Annotated in this window: 14 protein-coding genes; 3 read left to right on the forward strand and 11 right to left on the reverse strand. The window is 74.5% G+C overall.

Annotated elements, in window-relative coordinates; all coding sequences use genetic code 11:
- The 5 genes from alaS to CELF_RS10180 all read right to left on the reverse strand — a co-directional run bounded on the left by alaS (position 1) and on the right by CELF_RS10180 (position 5,930).
- Positions 1-2,679, reverse strand: a complete 2,679-nt coding sequence (gene alaS, locus CELF_RS10160; RefSeq protein WP_013771167.1) for an alanine--tRNA ligase — start codon at positions 2,677-2,679, stop codon at positions 1-3.
- 102 nt (positions 2,680-2,781) lie between these two features.
- Positions 2,782-3,159, reverse strand: coding sequence for a hypothetical protein (locus CELF_RS10165; protein WP_013771168.1), 378 nt, complete (start codon positions 3,157-3,159; stop codon positions 2,782-2,784).
- Complete coding sequence (locus CELF_RS10170; RefSeq protein WP_013771169.1) at positions 3,159-3,527, reverse strand: DUF948 domain-containing protein; 369 nt, start codon at positions 3,525-3,527, stop codon at positions 3,159-3,161. Before CELF_RS10170 ends, CELF_RS10165 begins: the two co-directional genes overlap by 1 nt.
- Before the next feature lie 169 nt (positions 3,528-3,696).
- Complete coding sequence (gene rpsD, locus CELF_RS10175; protein WP_013771170.1) at positions 3,697-4,323, reverse strand: 30S ribosomal protein S4; 627 nt, start codon at positions 4,321-4,323, stop codon at positions 3,697-3,699.
- 230 nt (positions 4,324-4,553) lie between these two features.
- Positions 4,554-5,930, reverse strand: coding sequence for a replication-associated recombination protein A (locus tag CELF_RS10180; RefSeq protein ID WP_013771171.1), 1,377 nt, complete (start codon positions 5,928-5,930; stop codon positions 4,554-4,556).
- Positions 5,931-6,045: 115 nt separating this feature from the next.
- On the opposite strand from CELF_RS10180, the gene CELF_RS10185 reads away from it, so the two are divergent.
- On the forward strand, positions 6,046-8,283 hold the full coding sequence (locus CELF_RS10185; RefSeq protein ID WP_013771172.1) for an MMPL family transporter: 2,238 nt from the start codon (positions 6,046-6,048) through the stop codon (positions 8,281-8,283).
- Positions 8,284-8,292: 9 nt separating this feature from the next.
- Here CELF_RS10185 and CELF_RS10190 read toward each other — a convergent pair whose 3' ends face one another.
- The 5 genes from CELF_RS10190 to CELF_RS10210 form a co-directional block, all read right to left on the reverse strand.
- Positions 8,293-9,096, reverse strand: coding sequence for a GNAT family N-acetyltransferase (locus CELF_RS10190; protein ID WP_013771173.1), 804 nt, complete (start codon positions 9,094-9,096; stop codon positions 8,293-8,295).
- Complete coding sequence (aspS, locus tag CELF_RS10195; RefSeq protein ID WP_013771174.1) at positions 9,093-10,868, reverse strand: aspartate--tRNA ligase; 1,776 nt, start codon at positions 10,866-10,868, stop codon at positions 9,093-9,095. The genes CELF_RS10190 and aspS overlap by 4 nt, the downstream gene beginning before the upstream one ends.
- Before the next feature lie 95 nt (positions 10,869-10,963).
- A complete protein-coding gene (locus tag CELF_RS10200; protein WP_013771175.1) occupies positions 10,964-12,031 on the reverse strand; it encodes an Rv2578c family radical SAM protein in 1,068 nt (355 codons plus the stop codon).
- A 63-nt stretch (positions 12,032-12,094) separates the two neighbouring features.
- Positions 12,095-13,474: a histidine--tRNA ligase gene (gene hisS / locus CELF_RS10205; protein ID WP_013771176.1), complete on the reverse strand. Its 1,380-nt coding sequence runs from the start codon at positions 13,472-13,474 to the stop codon at positions 12,095-12,097.
- 96 nt (positions 13,475-13,570) lie between these two features.
- On the reverse strand, positions 13,571-14,299 hold the full coding sequence (locus CELF_RS10210; protein ID WP_013771177.1) for an MBL fold metallo-hydrolase: 729 nt from the start codon (positions 14,297-14,299) through the stop codon (positions 13,571-13,573).
- Between the two features lie 152 nt (positions 14,300-14,451).
- Here CELF_RS10210 and CELF_RS10215 point away from each other — a divergent pair, with 152 nt between their 5' ends.
- Both CELF_RS10215 and CELF_RS10220 read left to right on the forward strand, forming a co-directional pair.
- Complete coding sequence (locus tag CELF_RS10215) at positions 14,452-15,225, forward strand: peptidylprolyl isomerase (RefSeq protein ID WP_013771178.1); 774 nt, start codon at positions 14,452-14,454, stop codon at positions 15,223-15,225.
- Positions 15,222-17,156, forward strand: a complete 1,935-nt coding sequence (locus CELF_RS10220; protein ID WP_013771179.1) for a DUF349 domain-containing protein — start codon at positions 15,222-15,224, stop codon at positions 17,154-17,156. The genes CELF_RS10215 and CELF_RS10220 overlap by 4 nt, the downstream gene beginning before the upstream one ends.
- Before the next feature lie 681 nt (positions 17,157-17,837).
- On the opposite strand, the gene CELF_RS10225 is transcribed toward CELF_RS10220, so the two are convergent.
- Positions 17,838-20,171, reverse strand: coding sequence for a RelA/SpoT family protein (locus CELF_RS10225; protein ID WP_013771180.1), 2,334 nt, complete (start codon positions 20,169-20,171; stop codon positions 17,838-17,840).
- Positions 20,172-20,311: the final 140 nt, after the last annotated feature.

Genomic DNA, 20,311 nt, shown 5'->3' on the forward strand with positions numbered 1-20,311 from the left:
TCAGACCCGCACGCCGTCGACGACCGACGCGAGCGCGTCGCCGAGCCGCGCGGCGTCCGTGCCGCCGCCCTGCGCGAGGTCGTCCTTGCCGCCGCCACCGCCGCCGAGGACGCCCGACGCGGTCCGCACGAGCGCGCCCGCACGGATCCCCGCGCCGCGTGCGGCCGCGTTGGTCGCGACGACGACCACGGGCCGGCCCTTGGTCACCGCGCCGACGGCCACGACGGCCGGCGCCGACTCGCCGAGCCGCGAGCGCACGTCGAGCACGAGCGTGCGCACGTCGTCCGCCGACGCCTCGCCCGCGTCGTACGTCACGACCCGGGTCGCACCGACGGTCTGCGCGCCGTCCGCGATGCTGCCCGCCTGCGCCAGCACCTGCGCCTGGCGCAGCCCCGCGAGCTCCTTCTCGGAGTCCTTGAGCTTGGTGAGCAGGGAGGACACGCGGTCGGACAGCTCCTCGGGGCGCGCGCCGAGCAGCCCCGAGAGCTGGCTGACGAGCGCGCGCTCCTTCGCCTGGTACCCGTAGGCGCCCGCGCCGACGAGCGCGTCGACGCGACGCACGCCCGAGCCGATCGCGGACTCCGAGAGCAGGGTCACCAGGCCGAGCTCGCCCGAGCGCTTCACGTGCGTCCCGCCGCACAGCTCGAGGGACCAGCCCTCGCCGATGTCGACGACGCGGACCTCGTTGCCGTACTTCTCGCCGAACAGCGCCATGGCACCGCGGCCGCGGGCCTCGTCGATCGGCATGACCGCGTCGGTGACCTCGAGGTCGTCCTGGAGCCGGTCGTTGACGCGTGCCTCGATCTCGGCGACGACCTGCGACGGCGTCGCGGACGGCGAGCGGAAGTCGAACCGCAGCCGGCTGGGCGCGTTGAGCGAGCCCGCCTGCGTCGCGTTCTCCCCGATCGACTCGTGCAGCGCCTTGTGCACGAGGTGGGTCGCGGTGTGGGCGCGCGCGATCGCGCGGCGGCGGGCGACGTCGATGCGGGCCACCCCGGACTCCCCGAAGCCGACGGTCCCGTCGACGAGCCGGCCGTGGTGCACGGACAGTCCCTTGACCGGCGCCTGCACGTCGTCGACCTCGATCCGCGCGCCGCCGTCGAGCACGATCACGCCCGTGTCGGCCTGCTGACCGCCGGACTCGGCGTAGAACGGCGTGACGTCGAGCACGACCTCGACGTCCGCGGGCGCGGTCGCCGCGGGGGCGGGGACGCCGTCGACCAGCAGCCCGACGACCTTCGCGCGCGCCTCGGCGTCGGTGTAGCCGACGAACTGCACGGGCTTGGCCGTCTGCTCGCTGAGCGTCGAGTGCAGCTCCTGGTACGCGGCGGTGTCCGCGCGGCCCGCGCGCTTGGCGAGGGCGTCGGCACGCGCGCGCTCCCGCTGCGCCTGCATGAGCGTGCGGAACGCCTGCTCGTCGACGGACACGCCCTGCTCGGCCGCCATCTCGAGCGTGAGGTCGATCGGGAAGCCGTAGGTGTCGTGCAGCTGGAACGCCTTGTCGCCCGAGAGCACGGGCGTGGGGCTCGTGCGCACCGCCTGCACCGCGGTGTCGAGGATCGTCGTGCCCGCCGCGAGGGTGCGCCGGAACGTCTCCTCCTCGGCGTACGCGACCTGGCTGATCCGGTCGAAGTCGCGCGCGAGCTCCGGGTACGACGCGCTCATCGCGTCGCGGCTCATCGGGAGCAGGACGGGCAGCGCCGGGTCGTCGACACCGAGCAGCCGCATCGCGCGGATCGAGCGGCGCAGCAGCCGGCGCAGGACGTACCCCCGGCCCTCGTTCGACGGCGTCACGCCGTCGCCCATGAGCATGAGGCCCGAGCGCACGTGGTCGGCCACGACGCGCATCCGCACGTCGTCGTCGTGGTTCGCGCCGTAGCGGCGGCCCGACATCTGCACCGCGCCGTCGATGACGGGGCGGACCTCGTCGATCTCGTACATGTTGTCGACGCCCTGCAGCAGGTACGCCACACGCTCGAGGCCCATGCCGGTGTCGATGTTCTTCTGCTTGAGGTCGCCGAGGATCGGGAAGTCCTCCTTGCCCCCGCCGTCCCCGCGCTCGTACTGCATGAAGACGAGGTTCCAGATCTCGAGGTAGCGGTCCTCGTCGACGACGGGTCCCCCCTCGGCGCCGAACTCCGGCCCGCGGTCGACGTAGATCTCGGAGCACGGGCCCGCCGGGCCGCGCGCCCCGGTCGACCAGAAGTTGTCCTTCATGCCGCGGCGCTGGATGCGCTCGTCGGGCAGCCCGGCGATCTTCTTCCAGAGCGCGGCCGCCTCGTCGTCGTCGTGGAAGACGGTGACCCAGATCTTCTCGGGGTCGAAGCCGTACCCGCCGTCGGCCTGCGAGCCCGTCACGAGCTCCCAGGCGTAGGTGATCGCCCCCTCCTTGAAGTAGTCGCCGAAGGAGAAGTTGCCGTTCATCTGGAAGAACGTGCCGTGCCGGGTGGTCTTGCCGACCTCCTCGATGTCGAGGGTGCGCACGCACTTCTGCACGCTGGTCGCGCGCGGCCACGGCGGCGTCTGCTCGCCGAGCATGTACGGGATGAACGGCACCATGCCCGCGATGACGAACAGCGTCGACGGGTCGGGCGAGATCAGGGGTGCCGACGGCACCACGGCGTGGCCTCGGCCCTCGAAGTAGTCGAGCCAACGCTGGCGGATCTCGGCGGTGCGCATGGTGTCCTCGTGAGTCGCGTCGTGCCCGTCCCGGACGGGACGAGATGGTGGGTGCAGCGCCCGTGGCGCCGCGCGTGTTCCAGGTGCCCGGACCAGTGTCCGTCAGAAGAAGGCGTAGCCGTCGTCGTCGTCGGGGTCGTCGGTCGGACCGTCGGCCCAGCCCTTCGGCGCCGCGCCCCGTGCGGACGTGCCCCGCGACGACCAGGCCTGCCGCAGCGCGTCGACACGCTGCGGCCGCTCGGAGCGCAGCCGCTCGACGTCGACGTCACCGACGAGGTCGTGCCGTAGCTGCTCCTCGCGCTCGGCGAGTCCGGCTGCGAACTCACGCCGTGCGGTGTCCCACGCGCGGCGAGCCCGGGTCACACCGTCGACGACCTCGGTCGCACCGGCCGGCACGTACGCGTCGACGAGCCGCCTGCCCTGCCGCAGCACGACCACGGTCACGACGACACCGACGCCGACCCAGACGAGGCGGCGCATCAGCGACCCTTGCGGGCGGCCGCGGACAGACCCGTGAGCGCGCGCCGGACGCCGTAGGAGAACGCGGCGACCTTGATCATCGGTCCGCCGACGGTCGCGGCGAAGAGGGACGTGAGCGCCGAGACGTTCTCCGAGACCTGTGCGGCCGCGGTCGTCACGGTGTCGATGTGCTCGAGCTGCACGTTCGACGACGCGACCAGCGTCGCGGTCTCGTCGAGGATCGGCACGGCGTGGTCCGTGAGCTCCTTGATCGACGCGGTCGCCCCGTCGATGGTCCGCCCGAGCTTGATCAGCACCATCCCGAGGAACACGACGAGACCCACGAACGCGGCGGCCGCGATGAGCCCCGCGACGTCACCAGCCGACATGCCACCCCTCCAGTCCGAGGCCCGGACGACCCCGCGGAAACCCTACCCAGGAACACGGCCGGTACCTGCACCGCCGACGCGCCGTCGCCCGCCCGCGCCGTGCCGGCCCGGGGAACGCGAACGCCCCGCGAGCGCGGGGTGCGCAGCGGGGCGTTCGGCGTGGCGTGGGTCAGCGCGCGTAGTACTCGACGACGAGCTGGACCTCGCAGGTCACCGGGACCTCGGCGCGCTTGGGGGCGCGGACGAGGACGGCGCTCAGCTTCTCGAGCTGGACGTCGAGGTAGCCCGGGACGGCCGGCAGGACGTCGCGGTGCGCGCCGGCGGCGGCGACCTGGAACGGCGTCGTGGCCTGGCTCTTCGGCTTGACCTGGAGCGTCTGGCCCGGCTTCACGCGGAAGGAGGGGCGGTCGACGATCTTGCCGTCCACGAGGATGTGGCGGTGCACCACGACCTGGCGGGCCTGCAGGATGGTGCGGGCGAAGCCCGAGCGCAGGACGAGCGCGTCGAGACGGGTCTCGAGGTTCTCGACGAGGGCCTCACCGGTCAGGCCCGGGGCCTTGCGGGCGTCCTCGTAGGCGCGGGCGAGCTGCTTCTCGCGCAGCGCGTACTGGGCGCGCAGACGCTGCTTCTCGCGCAGACGGACGGCGTAGTCCGACTCGGTGCGGCGACGCGCGCGGCCGTGCTCACCGGGCGGGTAGGGGCGCTTCTCGAAGTGCTTGACGGCCTTGGGCGTCAGGGCCAGGCCGAGGGCGCGGCTCAGGCGGACCTGGCGGCGCGAACGGGTCACACTGCTCACAGAGGTACTTCCTGTCGTTGTCTCGATCACACCCGCATGCGGAAGGTGTTCCGGCGGGGTGGGGCCGACCTGTGTGCCGAGACCGGGCTGACCCGGTGTCGTGGTGGCTGAGGCCCCAGGATTGTCACCGTGGTGACGGCGCGAGCCGACCGCTCGGTGACGAGCCCGTCAAGACTACCTGCTCGCGCAGGTGCCCCCAAATCGCGACCTGCTGACGCTGCGCCATCGGCTCAGCTCTCGTCGAGGATCGCGCGGATGCGGTCGAGCCGCTCGGACACCGTCCGCTCGTACCCGCGGTCCGTCGGCCGGTAGTAGCGCGCGCCGTCGAGCTCGTCGGGCAGGTAGCGCTGCGCGGCGACACCGTGCGGCTCGTCGTGGGAGTAGACGTACCCCTTCCCGTGCCCGAGGCTGCGCGCCCCCGGGTAGTGCGCGTCGCGCAGGTGCGTCGGGACGCTGCCGATGCGGCCCGCCTGCACGTCGGCCAGGGCCGCGTTGATGCCGTTGTACGACGCGTTCGACTTCGGCGCGGTCGCGACGTGGACCACGGCCTCCGCGAGCACGATCCGCCCCTCGGGCATGCCGATCATCTGGACGGCCTGCGCGGCGGCCACGGCCGTCTGCAGCGCGCTCGGGTCCGCCATGCCGACGTCCTCGGCGGCCGCGATGACGATGCGGCGTGCGATGAAGCGGGGGTCTTCCCCCGCCGCGACCATGCGCGCCAGGTAGTGCAGCGCGGCGTCGACGTCGGAGCCGCGCATCGACTTGATGAACGCGCTGATGACGTCGTAGTGCTGGTCCCCGTCGCGGTCGTAGCGCACCGCGGCGGTGTCGATCGCGCGCTCGACGGTCTCAAGGTCCACGAGCACCGGCCCGTCACCGTCCTCCGGGACCGGTCCGGACAGCGCCGCACCCGCCGCCGCCTCGAGGATCGTCAGCGCCTTGCGCGCGTCGCCGCCCGCGAGTCGCAGCAGGTGCTCCTCGGCGTCCTCGGCGAGCGTCACCGAGCCGTCCAGGCCGCGGTCGTCCTCGACGGCGCGCCGCACGAGCCGCCGCACGTCCTGCGTCGACAGCGGCTGCAGCGTGAGCAGGAGCGAACGCGACAGCAGCGGCGAGTTCACCGAGAACGACGGGTTCTCGGTGGTCGCCGCGACGAGCGTCACCCAGCGGTTCTCGACGCTCGGCAGGAGGGCGTCCTGCTGGGCCTTGGTGAAGCGGTGCACCTCGTCGACGAACAGCACCGTCTCGCCGCCGTCCGTCGCGAGCCGGCGGCGGGCGTCGTCGATGACCGCGCGCACGTCCTTGACGCCCGCGGTGACGGCGGACAGCTCGACGAAACGGCGGCCCGACGTGGTCGCCACGAGATACGCGAGCGTCGTCTTGCCCGTGCCGGGCGGGCCCCACAGCACGACCGACGACGGCGCGGCGCGGCGGGCGGCCTCGGTCGCGGGCTCGACGAGGCGGCGCAGCGGCGACCCCGCGACGAGCAGGTGCTCCTGGCCGGCGACCTCGTCGAGCGAGCGCGGGCGCATCCGGACGGCGAGCGGCGCGCCCGGTGCGACGACGGGCACGCCCGCCGCGGTCGCGGTGGTCGCGTCGAACAGGTCCATGCGGGCAGGGTACGTGCGGTCACCGACGGCGACCGCACCGCGGCGACGTCCCGGCGGCCGCGGCCGCACCCACCGCGGTCCGGCCGGGTGCGCGCACGCGGCAGCACCTGCGACGATGACCCGCGTGTTCGCCCGACTGGGTCGCCTCGTCGCCCACCACCCGCGCCTGACCGTCGCCCTGTGGCTGGTCCTGGCCGTCGCCGGGTACGCGCTCGCCGTCGTGGGCGTGCACGGCGAGAGCCTGTTCGACCGCCTCTCGACCGGGGCGCCCGCCGTACCCGGCTCGGAGAGCGCGCAGGGGCAGGACATCCTCGAGGAGTCGTCCACGGGCGGCCCGTCCGTCACCCTGGCCGTGAGCGGCGTCGACCCCGCGGACCCCGCCGTCGCCGAGGCCCTCGCACCCCTGCGGGAGGACCTCGCGGCGATCGGCGGCGTCGCGACCGTCATCGACCCGCTCGCGCTGCCCGAGGGCGTCGCGAACCCCGCGGCGGCCCCGCTCGTCGCGCGCGACGGCGACGGGTTCCTCGTCGTGGTCGAGCTCGAGCCCGACCTGCCCGACGAGGGCGGCGTGCACGACGAGGTCGTGGCCGCGCTGCGTGCCGTGCCCGCCGGGCTCGGGGACGCCGCCCCCGACGCGCGCGGGATCGTCGGCAGCACGTCGCTCATCGTCGAGGCCATCACCGACCAGGTCGAGACCGACCTGCGCACGGGCGAGACCGTCGCGCTGCCGGTCGCGCTGCTGGTCATGGTGCTGGTGTTCGGCGGGTTCGTCGCCGCCGCGATGCCCATGGCCGGTGCGGTCGCGTCGATCGCCGGGGGCCTGGCCGCGCTGCTCGGGTTCTCCTACGTGCTCGACATGGACTCCTCCGTCGTCAACGTCGTCACGGTCCTCGGCCTGGGCCTGTCGATCGACTACGGGCTCCTCATCGTGTCGCGGTTCCGCGAGGAGCTGCACCACCTCGTCGACGACGACGGCGGCGAGGCGAACCGGCGGCGCCGCGGCGACGGCGCGGTGCTCGTGGCCGTCGAGCGCACGATGTCGACCGCCGGGCGCACGGTCACGTTCTCCGCGGTCATCGTCGGCATCGCGATCTCCGGCCTGCTCGTGTTCCGCCCGCCGATCCTGCGCGCGTTCGGCGCCGCGGGGGTCGCGGTCGTCGTCGTGGCGGTGCTCACCGCGCTGACCCTCGTGCCGGCGCTGCTCACGCTCACGGGCCGACGGCTCGCACGCCCCGGCCTGCTCGCGCGCGTCCCGGGCGTGCGGTCGGTGCTGCGCCGCACGGCCGACGTGCAGACCGAGGAGGGCCGCTTCGCGGCGCTCGCCGGGCGCGTCCAGCGGCACCCGTGGTGGGTCATGCTCGGCTCGCTCGCGGTGCTCGGGCTGCTCGCGGTGCCGCTCGCGCACGTCGAGCTGCGCAACTCCACCACCGAGCTGCTGCCGCTCGGCTCGACGCAGCGCGAGTACGTCCAGGTGCTGCGGGAGGACTACCCCGCGGCGAGCACCCCGGGCGTCACGGTCGTCGCCGAGACGACGCTCGAGGACGCCGCCGCGTGGGCGGAGCAGGTCGCCGAGCTCGAGGGCGTCGCGAGCGTCGACCCGCCGACGCCCGTCGGCCCGTACGTCGTCGTCGGCGTGCGGCCCGACACCGACGACCCCGGCGACGCGACCGCGCGCGCCGTCGTCGAGTCCGTGCGTGACCTCGACCCGGGCTTCCCGACGTGGGTCACAGGCCAGGCCGCCGGGCAGATCGACTTCACCGCGGCCGTCGCGGACCGCGCGCTCGTCGCGGCCGTGATCGTCGCCGTCGCCACCCTGGTCCTGCTGTTCCTCATGACCGGTTCGGTGGTCGTGCCCGTCAAGGCGCTGCTCACCAACACGCTGTCGCTGGCCGCGTCGCTCGGGGTGCTCGTCTGGGTGTTCCAGGACGGCCACCTGACGGACGTGCTCGACTTCGCGCCCGTGGGCGGGATCGAGACGTACGTGGTCGCGCTCGTCGTCGCGTTCGCGTTCGGTCTCGCGATGGACTACGAGGTCTTCCTGCTCTCGCGGATCAAGGAGCTGTGGGACGCCGGGCACGACAACGACGAAGCCGTGCGCCTGGGCCTGCAGCGCTCGGGGCGGATCATCACGTCGGCCGCGGCGATCGTCATCGTCGTGTTCGCCGGGTTCGTCAGCGGCAAGCTGCTCGTCATCAAGGAGGTCGGCTTCGCGCTGGCGGTCGCCGTGCTCGTCGACGCGACGCTCGTGCGCCTGTTCCTCGTCCCGGCGACGATGACGGTCCTCGGGCGTGCGAACTGGTGGGCCCCGCGGTTCCTGCGGCGCGTGCACGAGCGGATCCCGCTCGACCACTGACCCCCGGGGTCAGGGCGCGGGGCGGTCGGCCTCGGGCGGTCCGTACGACGCCGCGCGCAGCTCCGTGCGGAACCCGAGGCGCTCGTAGACGCGGCGTGCCCGCTCGTTGTCCGCGTACAGGCCGAGCGACACGAACTCCGCCCCGGCCGCGAGCGCGGACCGCACGACCGTGGCCGTGAGCGCGGTCCCGAGCCCCCGCCCGGACTCCTGCGGCAGCACGGCCAGGCCGTGCACGTGCCACGACGTCGGTGCGCGACCACCGCCGCGCACGGTCGCGCCGACGACGCCGTGCAGGCCGTCCGGACCGTCGACGCCCCACCAGCCCGCCTCGTCGGGACCGTCCGGACCGGCGCTCGTGCGCGGGTTCGCGACGGCCAGGCACGCCCGGATCGCGTCGGCCTCGGCGTGCCGGTCGAGCGGCCGGACCAGGACCTCGGCGGGGTGGCGGGGCGGCAGCGCGTCGGCCGCCATCCAGTCCCACGTGGAGAACGGCTGCAGACCCAGCGGCCCGAGCACGGCCGGCCCGGGCACCGCGTCACGCGCGACGGTCATCCAGCGCGCGCGGTCGACGAAGCCGGCGCGGCCGAGCAGGGAGTCCGGGTGCGCGCGGTCGCGGACGGCGGCGGCGACCAGCCGCTCCACGCCGCGCCGGTCGCCGAGGCCGAACAGGCTCGGACCCGTGCCGGAGGGCGCGGCGAGGAGCACGGCGTCGTCGTCGCCGACGACGTGCGCGTCGTACCAGCGCGGGTCCCCGCCCAGCAGCACGCGTGCGGCGCGCCACCGGGCGGGGAGCCGGTCGAGGACGGCGGTCACGCCTCCGGCTGGGTCTTCGGCTTCGGCTTCGCGTCGACGCCGGCCTCACGCCGCTGCTCGGGCGTGATCGGCGCGGGAGCGGCGGTGAGCGGGTCGTAGCCGCCACCCGACTTGGGGAACGCGATGACCTCGCGGATCGACTCGGCACCGGTGAGCAGCGCGACGATCCGGTCCCAGCCGAACGCGATGCCGCCGTGCGGCGGGGCGCCGAACTGGAACGCGTCGAGCAGGAAGCCGAACTTCTCCTGCGCCTCCTCGGGGCCGATGCCCATGACCTCGAAGACGCGCTCCTGCACGTCGCGGCGGTGGATACGGATCGAGCCCCCGCCGATCTCGTTGCCGTTGCAGACGATGTCGTACGCGTACGCGAGGGCGTTGCCCGGGTCCTGCTCGAACGTGTCGATCCACTGCGGGGTCGGCGACGTGAACGCGTGGTGCACGGCCGTCCAGGCGCCGCCGCCGACCGCGACGTCGTCGTCCTCGCCGGTCGGCTTGAACAGCGGCGCGTCGACGACCCAGACGAACTCCCACGCCTTCTCGTCGATCAACCCGCCGCGGCGGCCGATCTCCAGGCGTGCGGCGCCGAGCAGCGCGCGCGCCTCGGACGTCGGGCCGGCGGCGAAGAAGATCGCGTCGCCCGGGGACGCGCCGGTCGCGGCGACGAGCCCGGCCCGCTCGGCCTCGGTGATGTTCTTGGCGACGGGGCCGCCGAGCTCGCCGTCCTCGCCGACCGTGACGTACGCGAGGCCCTTCGCGCCGCGCTGCTTGGCCCACTCCTGCCACGCGTCGAAACCGCGCCTCGGCGTGCTCGCGCCGCCCGGCTGGACGACGGCGCCGACGTACGGCGCCTGGAAGACGCGGAAGGGCGTCTCGCGGAAGTAGTCGGTGAGCTCGACGAGCTCGAGGCCGAACCGCAGGTCCGGCTTGTCCGAGCCGTAGCGCGCCATCGCGTCCGCGAACGTCATGCGGCGGATCGGGGTGGGGATCTCGACGTCGACGAGGCGCCACAGCGCGACGAGGATCTGCTCGCCCAGCGCGATGACGTCGTCCTGCTCGACGAAGCTCATCTCGACGTCGAGCTGCGTGAACTCGGGCTGCCGGTCCGCGCGGAAGTCCTCGTCGCGGTAGCAGCGGGCGATCTGGTAGTACCGCTCGAGGCCCGCGACCATGAGCAGCTGCTTGAAGAGCTGCGGCGACTGCGGCAGGGCGTACCAGGAGCCGGGCGACAGGCGCGCCGGCACGAGGAAGTCACGGGCGCCCTCGGGCGTGGAGCGCGTGAGCGTCGGCGTCTCGACCTCGACGAAGTCCTGCGCGTCGAGCACCGCGCGCGCGGCCTGGCTCGCCTTGGCACGCAGCCGCAGCGCACGCGCGGGGGCGGGGCGACGCAGGTCGAGGTAGCGGTGCTTGAGCCGGGCCTCCTCGCCGACGGTCTCGTCGAGCGACGACGAGACCTGGAACGGCAGGGGCGCGGACTCGTTGAGCACGACGACCTCGTGCGCGACGACCTCGACCTCGCCCGTGGCGAGCTGCGGGTTCTCGTTGCCCTCGGGGCGACGGCCCACCTCGCCGGTCACCTGCAGCACGTACTCGGCGCGCAGCCCGTGCGCGACGGCCTCGTCGCGGATGACCACCTGGGCGATCCCCGACGCGTCCCGCAGGTCCACGAACGCCACCCCGCCGTGATCGCGGCGCCGGTCCACCCAGCCCGTGAGGGTGACGGTGGTGCCGACGTGCTCGGCTCGCAGGGAGCCGGCGTGGTGGGTGCGGAGCACGGGGATTCCTTCGCTCGGAGACGGGTGTCGCGTCCGACGGACGCCCGCACGATCTTAGTGGTCGCACGCCGCCCGGCCGCCCGGACATTCCCGGGTCAGAACAGCGTCGGCTGCGCGACGCCCGGCACGGTGACCTCGGGCCCGGGTGCAGGGAGCGACCCGACCGGGTACGCGCCCTCCCCCGGTGCCGCGCCGCGCCCGGCACGGTGGCCGGAGGGGTCGGCGAAGCCGTGGCGCTGCAGGAGCGGCGTAACCCGGTCGTGCAGCCAGCGGCCGTACGCCGCGGGGGCGTACGCGCCGGTGCCGTACAGGTCCTGGTACCGCGGCACGAGGTCCGGGCGGTAGCGCGCGAGCCAGCCGAGGAACAGGGGCTTGACCGAGCCGCGCAGGTGCAGCGGCAGGACGGTCACACCGGTCGCGCCGGCGTCCGCGAGCGCGCGCAGCAGCGCGTCGAGGTGCTCGCGGCCGTCGGTGAGCCAGGGCAGGACGGGCGCGACCATGACGCCGCACGGCAGTCCGGCGTCACGCACCGCGCGGATGAGCTCGAGCCGGGCTCGCGGAGCGGGGGTGCCGGGTTCGAGCTCGGCCTGGAGCTCGGGGTCGACGACCGCGAGGGAGACGCCGATGCCGACGCGGACCTCACGCGCGGCCTCGGCGAGCAGCGGCAGGTCGCGCCGCAGCAGCGTCCCCTTGGTGAGGATCGACAGCGGTGTGCGGTGCCGGACGAGCGCGTCGACGATGCCCGGCATGAACTGGTAGCGGCCCTCGACGCGCTGGTACGGGTCCGTGTTGGTGCCCATCGCGACGTGCTCGCGCCGCCACGACGGCCGCGCGAGCTCGGCGCGCAGGACGTCCACGACGTTCGTCTTGACGACGAGCTGGGTCTCGAAGTCCCGTCCGGCGCCGAGGTCGAGGTACTCGTGGGTCGGGCGCGCGAAGCAGTACGTGCACGCGTGCAGGCAGCCGCGCACGGCGTTGACGGTCCAGCGGAAGGGCATCTGCGAGGCCGCGGGGACCTTGTTCAGCGCGCTGCGGCACAGCACCTCGTGGAACGTGACCCCCGCGAACTCGGGGGTGCGGACGCTGCGCACGAGGTTCGCGAGCGCGAGCCCCGGCAGGGCGTCGCCGCCCGCCGTCGTCACGCTCTGCCCGTCCCACCGCACGTACCGAGTCGAACACCCGTTCGAACGGGTGTCAAGCGGTCGCGCGGCGGGGCGGGTCCGGCGTCAGCCCTCCGCGGGGACCACGCGCGGCCACAGGTCCTCGGCCGGAGGCTGCCACGTCGCGGCGTCCGCGGGCACCTGCTCGCCCGAACGGATGTCCTTGACCTGGTCCGCGACCCGCGCCGGGTCCTCGGCGGCCGGGTCCCCGGGGAACCACACGAAGGGGATGCCACGCCGGTCGGCGTGCCGGATCTGCTTGCCGAACTTCGCCGCCGACGGCGCGACCTCCACCGGGATGCCGCGGGCCCGCAGCGCGATGGCGACGTCCTGCGAGCGGCCGCGGTCGTCCTCGTTCGCCACCGCGACGAGCACGGCGGAGGGCACCGCACGCGTCGCGCGCACGAGCCCCGCACCGAGCAGCCGGGAGACGAGCCGGGAGACCCCGATCGACAGGCCCACACCCGGGTAGGTGCTCGACCCGTCGGACGCGAGGGTGTCGTACCGGCCGCCCGAGCAGATGGAGCCGAGCTGCTCGTGCCCGACGAGCAGCGTCTCGTACACCGAGCCGGTGTAATAGTCGAGGCCGCGCGCGATCTTGAGCTCGGCCCGGACCACGCCCGGGGCCCGCACCGCCGCCGCGCGCACGAGGGCACCGAGCTCGGCGAGCCCTTCGTCGAGCAGCGGGTGCGTGGCGCCGTGCCGGTCGGCCACGGCACGCACGGCGTCGACGACCGACTCGTCGTCGCCCGCCACGGCGGCCAGCTCGAGGCACGCCTGCGCCTGATCTGCGCTCGCACCGGCCTCCGCGACGAGCAGCTCGGCCACCGCAGGGCCGCCGACCTTGTCGAGCTTGTCGATGCTGCGCAGCACCGCCTCGACGTCCGTCAGGCCGATGCCGCGGTAGAAGCCCTCGGCGACCTTGCGGTTGTTCACGAGGATCCGCACCGGGGGCAGCCCGACGTCGCGCAGCGCGCCGAGCGCCTCCGCCATGACCAGGGGCAGCTCGACCTCGTAGTGGTAGGGCAGCTCGCCCGCGCCGACGACGTCGATGTCCGCCTGGACGAACTCGCGGAACCGGCCGTCCTGGGGGCGCTCGCCGCGCCACACCTTCTGGATCTGGTAGCGGCGGAACGGGAACGCGAGGTGGCCCGCGTGCTCCAGCACGTACCGCGCGAACGGCACCGTCAGGTCGAAGTGCAGGCCGAGCCGGCCCCCGCGGTCCGGGCTCTCGGGGTCCTCCTGGAGCCGCGAGAGCACGTAGACCTCCTTCGAGGTCTCGCCCTTGCGCAGCAGCTGGTCGAGCGGCTCCACGGCCCGCGTCTCGATCCCCACGAACCCGTGCAGCTCGAACGTGCGGCGCAGCACGTCGAGCACGTGCTGCTCGACGACGCGCCCCTCGGGGAGCCACTCGGGAAAGCCGGACAGGGGTGTGGGACGTGCCATGAGGCCCGAGTCTGGCAGACGACGGCGCCCCGCCGCGTCGCGCGGCCACCGGCGCCCGCCCGCTCGTCCGGGCCACGCCGAGCACGAGCCCGCAGGTCAGCGCGCCGGTGCCAGGTACGGGTTGGTGGCCAGCTCGGTCGCGACGTCGCTGCCGGGGCCGTGCCCGGGCAGGACGACCGTCCGCGGGTCCAGCACCGCCACCACCTCGCGCAGCGTCCGCTCCATCGTCGGGCCGTCGCCTCCGGGCAGGTCCGTGCGACCGATCGTGCCCGCGAACAGCACGTCGCCCGTGAGCGCGACCGGCCGGGCCGCGCCGTCGTGGAGCAGGTACAGGGTCGAGCCCTCCGTGTGCCCGGGCGCGTGCCGTGCGACGACCGTGACGTCACCCACCGCCCACGTGACGTCCTCGCTGCGGCCGGGGCCCGCGTCGCCGAACGTCTCGACGTGCTCGGGCGGCCGGTAGCCGCGGGGGTCGACACCCACCTGCGCGAGCGCCGACGCGAGCGGTCCCGTCGGGTCGTGCGGGGCGGCCCCGCCGAGCACCCCGAGCGTCCCGAAGGGGTCCTCCAGGCGGTAGGCGTCGGCCGCGTGCACGCGGACCGGCACGTCGAGCGCGGCGGACAGCGGACCGGCGTCCCACGCGTGGTCGGCGTGCCCGTGCGTCACCAGCACGGCCGCAGGACGCAGGCCCCGCTCGGCCACCGCGGCGACGACCGCGTCGGTGACCCCGGCGCCCGGGTCGACGACGACGCACGCGCCGTCCGACGCGACGACGACGGTGCAGCGGGCCCCGAGCACGGGCGAGACGAGGGTCAGGAGCTCCATGCCCCGCACGCTAGCCGGGGCCCCGACGGCGCGTCGTCGCGCCGGTCGTTGGCTCGACAGGGGTCCGGGCTGCCTAGACTGTCCGGGGTCCCTTCGTGCGGTGCGGCAGGTCGAGCGCCTGCTGCCCCGCACCGACGTCACGAGGAGTGTGCGTGTCCAGCAAGCGCGAGCGTGAGTACGAGCGCCGCCGGTACGAGAAGTGGCAGCAGCGCCAGGTCCAGGCCCGCGCGCGTCAGCGGCGTCAGCGCGTCGTCGCCGGCGCCGTCGTCGGAGCCCTGGTGCTCGCGGTCGGCATCGGTGCCGCCGTGGCCCTGACCCGCGACGACACCCCGGTCGCGCTGCCCTCGCCCGTCGTGTCGGACCAGCCCCAGGCGACCGCGCAGCCCGCACGCACGGGCAACGGCGGCGTGGTGCCCGAGGCCGCGCTCGCCGAGGGCCGCACCTGGACCGGCACGCTCGCGCTGTCGCAGGGCGACGTCGCCATCGAGCTCGACGGCGCCGCGGCGCCGCAGGCCGTCGCCAACTTCGTGACCCTCGCCCGGGAGGGCTACTTCGACGGCACGAGCTGCCACCGCCTCGTCACCGGGGGCATCCACGTGCTGCAGTGCGGGGACCCGACCGCGACCGGCCAGGGCGGCCCGGGGTACTCGTGGGGCCCGGTCGAGAACGCACCGTCGGACGACGTCTACCCCGCCGGGACGATCGCGATGGCGCGCGTCGGCGGCGACGGCAGCTCGATGGGCAGCCAGTTCTTCCTCGTGTACGAGGATTCGCAGATCCCGTCGGACTCGGCGGGTGGCTACACCGTGTTCGGCCGCATCACGTCCGGGTTGGACGTCGTGCAGGCCATCGCTGACGCGGGCACCGTGGAGGGGTCCGAGACCCCGGTGGACGACGTCATCATCGAGGGAGTGGAGACCCAGTGACCGAGACCCCCGCTTCGCCGTCCACGCCGGACGAGCCGACGACCACTCCCCCGTCCGTCGAACCCGCCGCGCCCGTCCCGGCCGAGGAGGCCACCGAGCCGACGGCCGGCGACGTCACGACCGACGTCGCGGACGCGGCAGCCCCCGACGACGCTCCGGCCGCCGACACGGACGCCGACGTCACCGCCGGCGAGCCGACGTCCGACGCCGCGCCCTCGGACGAGACCGCACCCGCGCAGGACGAGGACGCACCCGAGCCCGTGCAGGACGAGGACGTGGTCCCGGACGCACCGGCGCGGGACGAGACCGCCACCGCGGACGCACCGGCGCAGGACGAGACCGCGACCCCGGACGCACCGGCGCAGGACGAGACCGCCACCCCGGACGCACCGGCGCAGGACGAGACCGCCACCCCGGACGCACCGGCGCAGGACGAGACCGCCACCCCGGACGCACCGGCGCAGGACGAGACCGCCACCCCGGACGCACCGGCGGGTGCCGAGGGCACGACCGCGTCCGCGGGCACCGTGGCCCCTCGCCCGACGCCCGCGACCGTCACGCCCGCCGGTGCGCGACCCACACCGCGCCCGCGCCCGGTCCCGCACCCGCCCGCCTCCCCCGCCGCGGTGACGCCCGCCGCGCCGGTCGTGCCGGTGCCGGACGACAGCGCGGAGGCCGCGCACGCCGCGACGTTCGGCTCGGTGGACGACGAGGGCACCGTCTCGGTCCGCGAGGCCGCGGGCGAGCGGGTCGTCGGCCAGTTCCCCGGCGCGTCCCGCGAGGAGGCTCTCGCGCTGTACGTGCGCCGCTTCCTCGACCTGCAGGCCAAGGTCGCGGTGTTCGAGGCGCGCCTGACCGCGACGGACCTGTCGGTCAAGGAGATCGACCAGACGCTCGCGCGCCTGACCGAGGAGCTCGCTGAGCCGGCCGCCGTGGGCGACCTCGACGCGCTGCGCGCGCGGCTCGAGTCGCTGCGCGGCGTCGCCGCGGAGCGCCGGGCGGCCGCGGAGGCCGAGCGGGCGGCGGCCCGGGAGGCCGCGCTCGTGTCGCGCACCGCGATCGTCGAGCAGGCCGAGAAGATCGCGTCGACCGACCCGTCGCGCATCCAGTGGCGGCCCGCCGGCGAGCAGCTGCGCGTCCTGCTGGAGCAGTGGAAGGAGGCGCAGCGCTCGGGCCCGCGCCTGGACCGCCCGACGGAGGAGTCCCTCTGGAAGCGGTTCAGCCACGCGCGCACGACGTTCGACCGGGAGCGGCGGCACTTCTTCGCCGAGCTCGAGTCGCGCAACGCGGGCGCCAAGGCGGCCAAGGAGCAGCTCGTCGCCGAGGCGGAGAAGCTCCAGCACAGCACCGAGTGGGGCCCGACCGCGGGTGCCTTCCGCGACCTGATGGCGCGCTGGAAGGCCGCCGGCCGGGCGAGCCGCGCGGACGACGACGCGCTGTGGAGCCGCTTCCGGGCCGCGCAGGACACGTTCTTCGCGGCGCGCGACGCGCACTCCGCCGCGACGGACACCGAGTTCCGCGCGAACCTCGAGGTCAAGGAGGCGCTGCTCGCGGAGGCCGAGGCGATCCTCCCGGTGCGCGACCTCGCGTCGGCCAAGCAGGCGCTGCGGTCGATCCAGGACCGCTGGGAGGCCGCGGGCAAGGTGCCGCGCGCCGACGTGCAGCGGGTCGAGGGTCGCCTGCGCGCGGTCGAGTCCGCCGTCCGTGACGCCGACCAGGCGCAGTGGCGACGGACCAACCCCGAGACGCGCGCGCGGGCGGAGGGCGCGGCCGCGCAGCTCGAGCAGGCGATCGCCGGGCTCGAGGCCGACCTCGAGCGGGCCAAGTCCGCCGGGGACGCGCGCCGCATCGCCGACGCGCAGGCCGCGCTGGACGCCCGCCGCGCGTGGCTCGAGCAGGTCCAGCGGGCCGCGCAGGACGCCCGCGGCTGACGCCGGTCCCGCCCCGACGACGCCCACCCGCCGACCGGCGCGGTGGGCGTCGTCGTCCACAGGCCCGGTGGAGCGCCGTCGCGGGTGCCGCGCGTGGGCGAGGCTGGCCCGGTGACGACGCCACCTGCGGCCGACCTGCGGACCTACCGGCCCCGACGCACCGCTCCTGCGGCCCTGGTGCGGCGCACGGACGTCGGGGCTCCGGCGTGGTTCGCGCTGCGCCGCGACCGTGTCCTGCGTCCCCTGTGGGGCGACGTCGCCGTGGTCGCGGACGCGCCGGTGACGGCCGCGTTGCGCGGTGCGGCGCTCCTCGACGTCGTCCCGGCGCACGGCGTGGTCGGGCGCGCGGCCGCCGTCTGGGTGCACGCGGGCGGCGGCGCACCGGCGCACGTCGACGTCCTCGTGCCGCCCGGGCGGGGGCGTCGCACGGGCCCGCGCGCGTCCTGGGAGGCGCACCTGACGCCGGCCGACGTCCAGCTGGTCGGGCCTCTGCGGGTCACGACGGTCGCGCGCACCGGGCTGGACGTGGCGCGGTTCGCGCGCGACGACGACGTGCACCGGCTGCTCGCGCAGCTGCTGCCGCTGGGGCTCGACGTGCCGCGCGCGTTGCGCTCGCTGGACGCGATGCCGGGCGCCCGCGGGGTCGCCCGGGCGCGGGCCCGGCTGCGCGTCCTGGCGTGCTCAGGCGCGGATCACGGGCTCCTCGGCGGCCTTCGCGCCGGTGATCCGGTACACGTCGAACACGCCCTCGACCTTGCGCACGGCGGCCAGGACGGACGCGAGGTGCGACGGCTCGGCCATCTCGAAGACGAACCGGGACAGCGCGACACGGTCGCGCGACGTCGAGACCGACGCGGACAGGATGTTGACGTGGTGGTCGGACAGCACACGCGTCACGTCGGACAGCAGACGGCTGCGGTCGAGCGCCTCGACCTGGATCTGGACCAGGAACATCGAGGAGCTGCTGTGGCTCCAGAGCACGTCGACCATCCGCTCCGGCTGTGAGCGCAGCGCGTCGACGTTGATGCAGTCCGAGCGGTGCACGCTGACGCCGGCGCCGCGGGTCACGAACCCGACGATGTCGTCTCCCGGCACCGGCGTGCAGCACTTCGCGAGCTTGACCCACACGTCGTCGACGCCCTTGACGACCACGCCGGGATCGCCCGTGCGCACACGGCGTGCCGTCGGGCCGGGACGTGCGGTCTCGGCGAGGTCCTCCTCGGCGGCGGGCTCACCACCGAGCGAGTGCACGAGGCGCTGCACGACGGTCGCGGCCGACACCTGGCCCTCGCCGATCGCGGCGTAGAGCGCGGACACGTCCTGGTAGCGCATCTCGTTCGCGAGGGCGACGAGCGACTCGTGGGACAGCAGGCGCTGGATCGGCAGGTTCTGCTTGCGCATCGCCTTCGCGATCGCGTCCTTGCCGTGCTCGATCGCCTCCTCGCGGCGCTCCTTGGAGAACCACTGCCGGATCTTGTTGCGGGCACGCGGGCTCTTGACGAAACCGAGCCAGTCCCGTGACGGCCCCGCCGTCTCGGACTTGGACGTGAAGACGTCGACCACGTCGCCGTTCTCGAGCGCGGAGTCGAGCGGGACCAGGCGACCGTTGACGCGGGCGCCCATGGTGCGGTGGCCGACCTCGGTGTGCACGGCGTACGCGAAGTCGACCGGGGTCGACCCCGACGGCAGGCCGATGACGTCGCCCTTGGGCGTGAACACGTAGACCTCGGAGCCGGCGATCTCGAACCGCAGCGAGTCGAGGAACTCGGTCGGGTCGGCGGTCTCCTTCTGCCAATCGACGAGCTGGCGCAGCCACACCATGTCGTTGCCGGCCGCGTCACCGGTCTGCCCCGGCGCGCTCTTCGCGGACTCCTTGTACTTCCAGTGCGCCGCGACGCCGTACTCCGCCCGGCGGTGCATGTCGTGCGTACGGATCTGGATCTCGACGGGCTTGCCGCCGGGGCCGATCACGGTCGTGTGCAGCGACTGGTAGAGGTTGAACTTCGGCATCGCGATGTAGTCCTTGAACCGGCCGGGGACCGGGTTCCACCGCGCGTGCAGGGCGCCGAGCGCCGCGTAGCAGTCGCGCACCGTGTCGACCAGGACGCGCACGCCCACGAGGTCGTAGATGTCGGCGAAGTCGCGGCCTCGCACGATCATCTTCTGGTAGATCGAGTAGTAGTGCTTGGGCCGCCCCGTGACCGTGGCCTTGATCTTCGCGGAGCGCAGGTCCGCACCGACCTGGTCGCGGACGACCGCGAGGTACTCCTCGCGCGCGGGGGCCCGCTCGGCGACGAGGTGCACGATCTCGTCGTAGAGCTTGGGGTACAGCGTCGCGAACGACAGGTCCTCGAGCTCCCACTTGATGGTGTTCATGCCGAGGCGGTGCGCGAGCGGTGCGTAGATCTCGAGCGTCTCGCGCGCCTTCTTCTCGGCGGACGTGGACGCGACGAACTTCCAGGTGCGCGCGTTGTGGAGCCGGTCGGCGAGCTTGATGACGAGCACGCGGATGTCGCGTGACATTGCGACGACCATCTTGCGCACGGTCTCGGCCTGCGCGGCGTCGCCGTAGGTGACCTTGTCGAGCTTGGTCACGCCGTCGACGAGCATCGCGACCTCGGGCCCGAACTCGCGGCGGAGCTGGTCGAGGGAGTACTCGGTGTCCTCGACCGTGTCGTGCAGCAGCGCGGCCGCGAGCGTCGACGGGGTCATGCCGAGCTCGGCGAGGATCGTCGCGACGGCGACCGGGTGCGTGATGTACGGGTCGCCGCTCTTGCGCAGCTGCCCGCGGTGCGCCTTCTCGGCGACGACGTACGCCTGCTCTACGACCGCGAGGTCGGCCTTGGGGTGGTTGGTCCGCGCGGCCTGCAGGACGGGCTCGAGCGCGGGGAACGCGGGGCCGGAGCGCTGCCCGAACCGGACGAGGCGCTGCCGCACGCGGTTGGCCGCGGTCGCGCCGGTGTCGGCCGGGACGTCGCCGACGGCAGCCTCGGAGGTGCGGACGTCGTCGCTCATCGCACCCCCTCCCGCCGTCGAGGTCCCCGGGACGTCGCGGCGACCTGCGGCGGGACGTCCGAGCCGTAGGGACCGGATCGCAGCAGTCTACGTCCGTGCGCACGCATGGTCCGACACGTGCCGGAAAGGTCCGGCTCCCG

The organism is Cellulomonas fimi ATCC 484 (assembly GCF_000212695.1).
Taxonomy (GTDB): Bacteria; Actinomycetota; Actinomycetes; order Actinomycetales; family Cellulomonadaceae; genus Cellulomonas; species Cellulomonas fimi.

Bases quoted from the DNA above. Each gene is read 5' to 3' on its own strand.
- alaS (WP_013771167.1), bottom strand. From the start codon at position 2,679: ATGCGCACCGCCGAGATCCGCCAGCGTTGGCTCGACTACTTCGAGGGC.
- CELF_RS10165 (WP_013771168.1), bottom strand. From the start codon at position 3,159: ATGCGCCGCCTCGTCTGGGTCGGCGTCGGTGTCGTCGTGACCGTGGTC.
- CELF_RS10170 (WP_013771169.1), bottom strand. From the start codon at position 3,527: ATGTCGGCTGGTGACGTCGCGGGGCTCATCGCGGCCGCCGCGTTCGTG.
- CELF_RS10180 (WP_013771171.1), bottom strand. From the start codon at position 5,930: ATGGACCTGTTCGACGCGACCACCGCGACCGCGGCGGGCGTGCCCGTC.
- CELF_RS10185 (WP_013771172.1), top strand. From the start codon at position 6,046: ATGACCCGCGTGTTCGCCCGACTGGGTCGCCTCGTCGCCCACCACCCG.
- hisS (WP_013771176.1), bottom strand. From the start codon at position 13,474: ATGGCACGTCCCACACCCCTGTCCGGCTTTCCCGAGTGGCTCCCCGAG.
- CELF_RS10210 (WP_013771177.1), bottom strand. From the start codon at position 14,299: ATGGAGCTCCTGACCCTCGTCTCGCCCGTGCTCGGGGCCCGCTGCACC.
- CELF_RS10225 (WP_013771180.1), bottom strand. From the start codon at position 20,171: ATGAGCGACGACGTCCGCACCTCCGAGGCTGCCGTCGGCGACGTCCCG.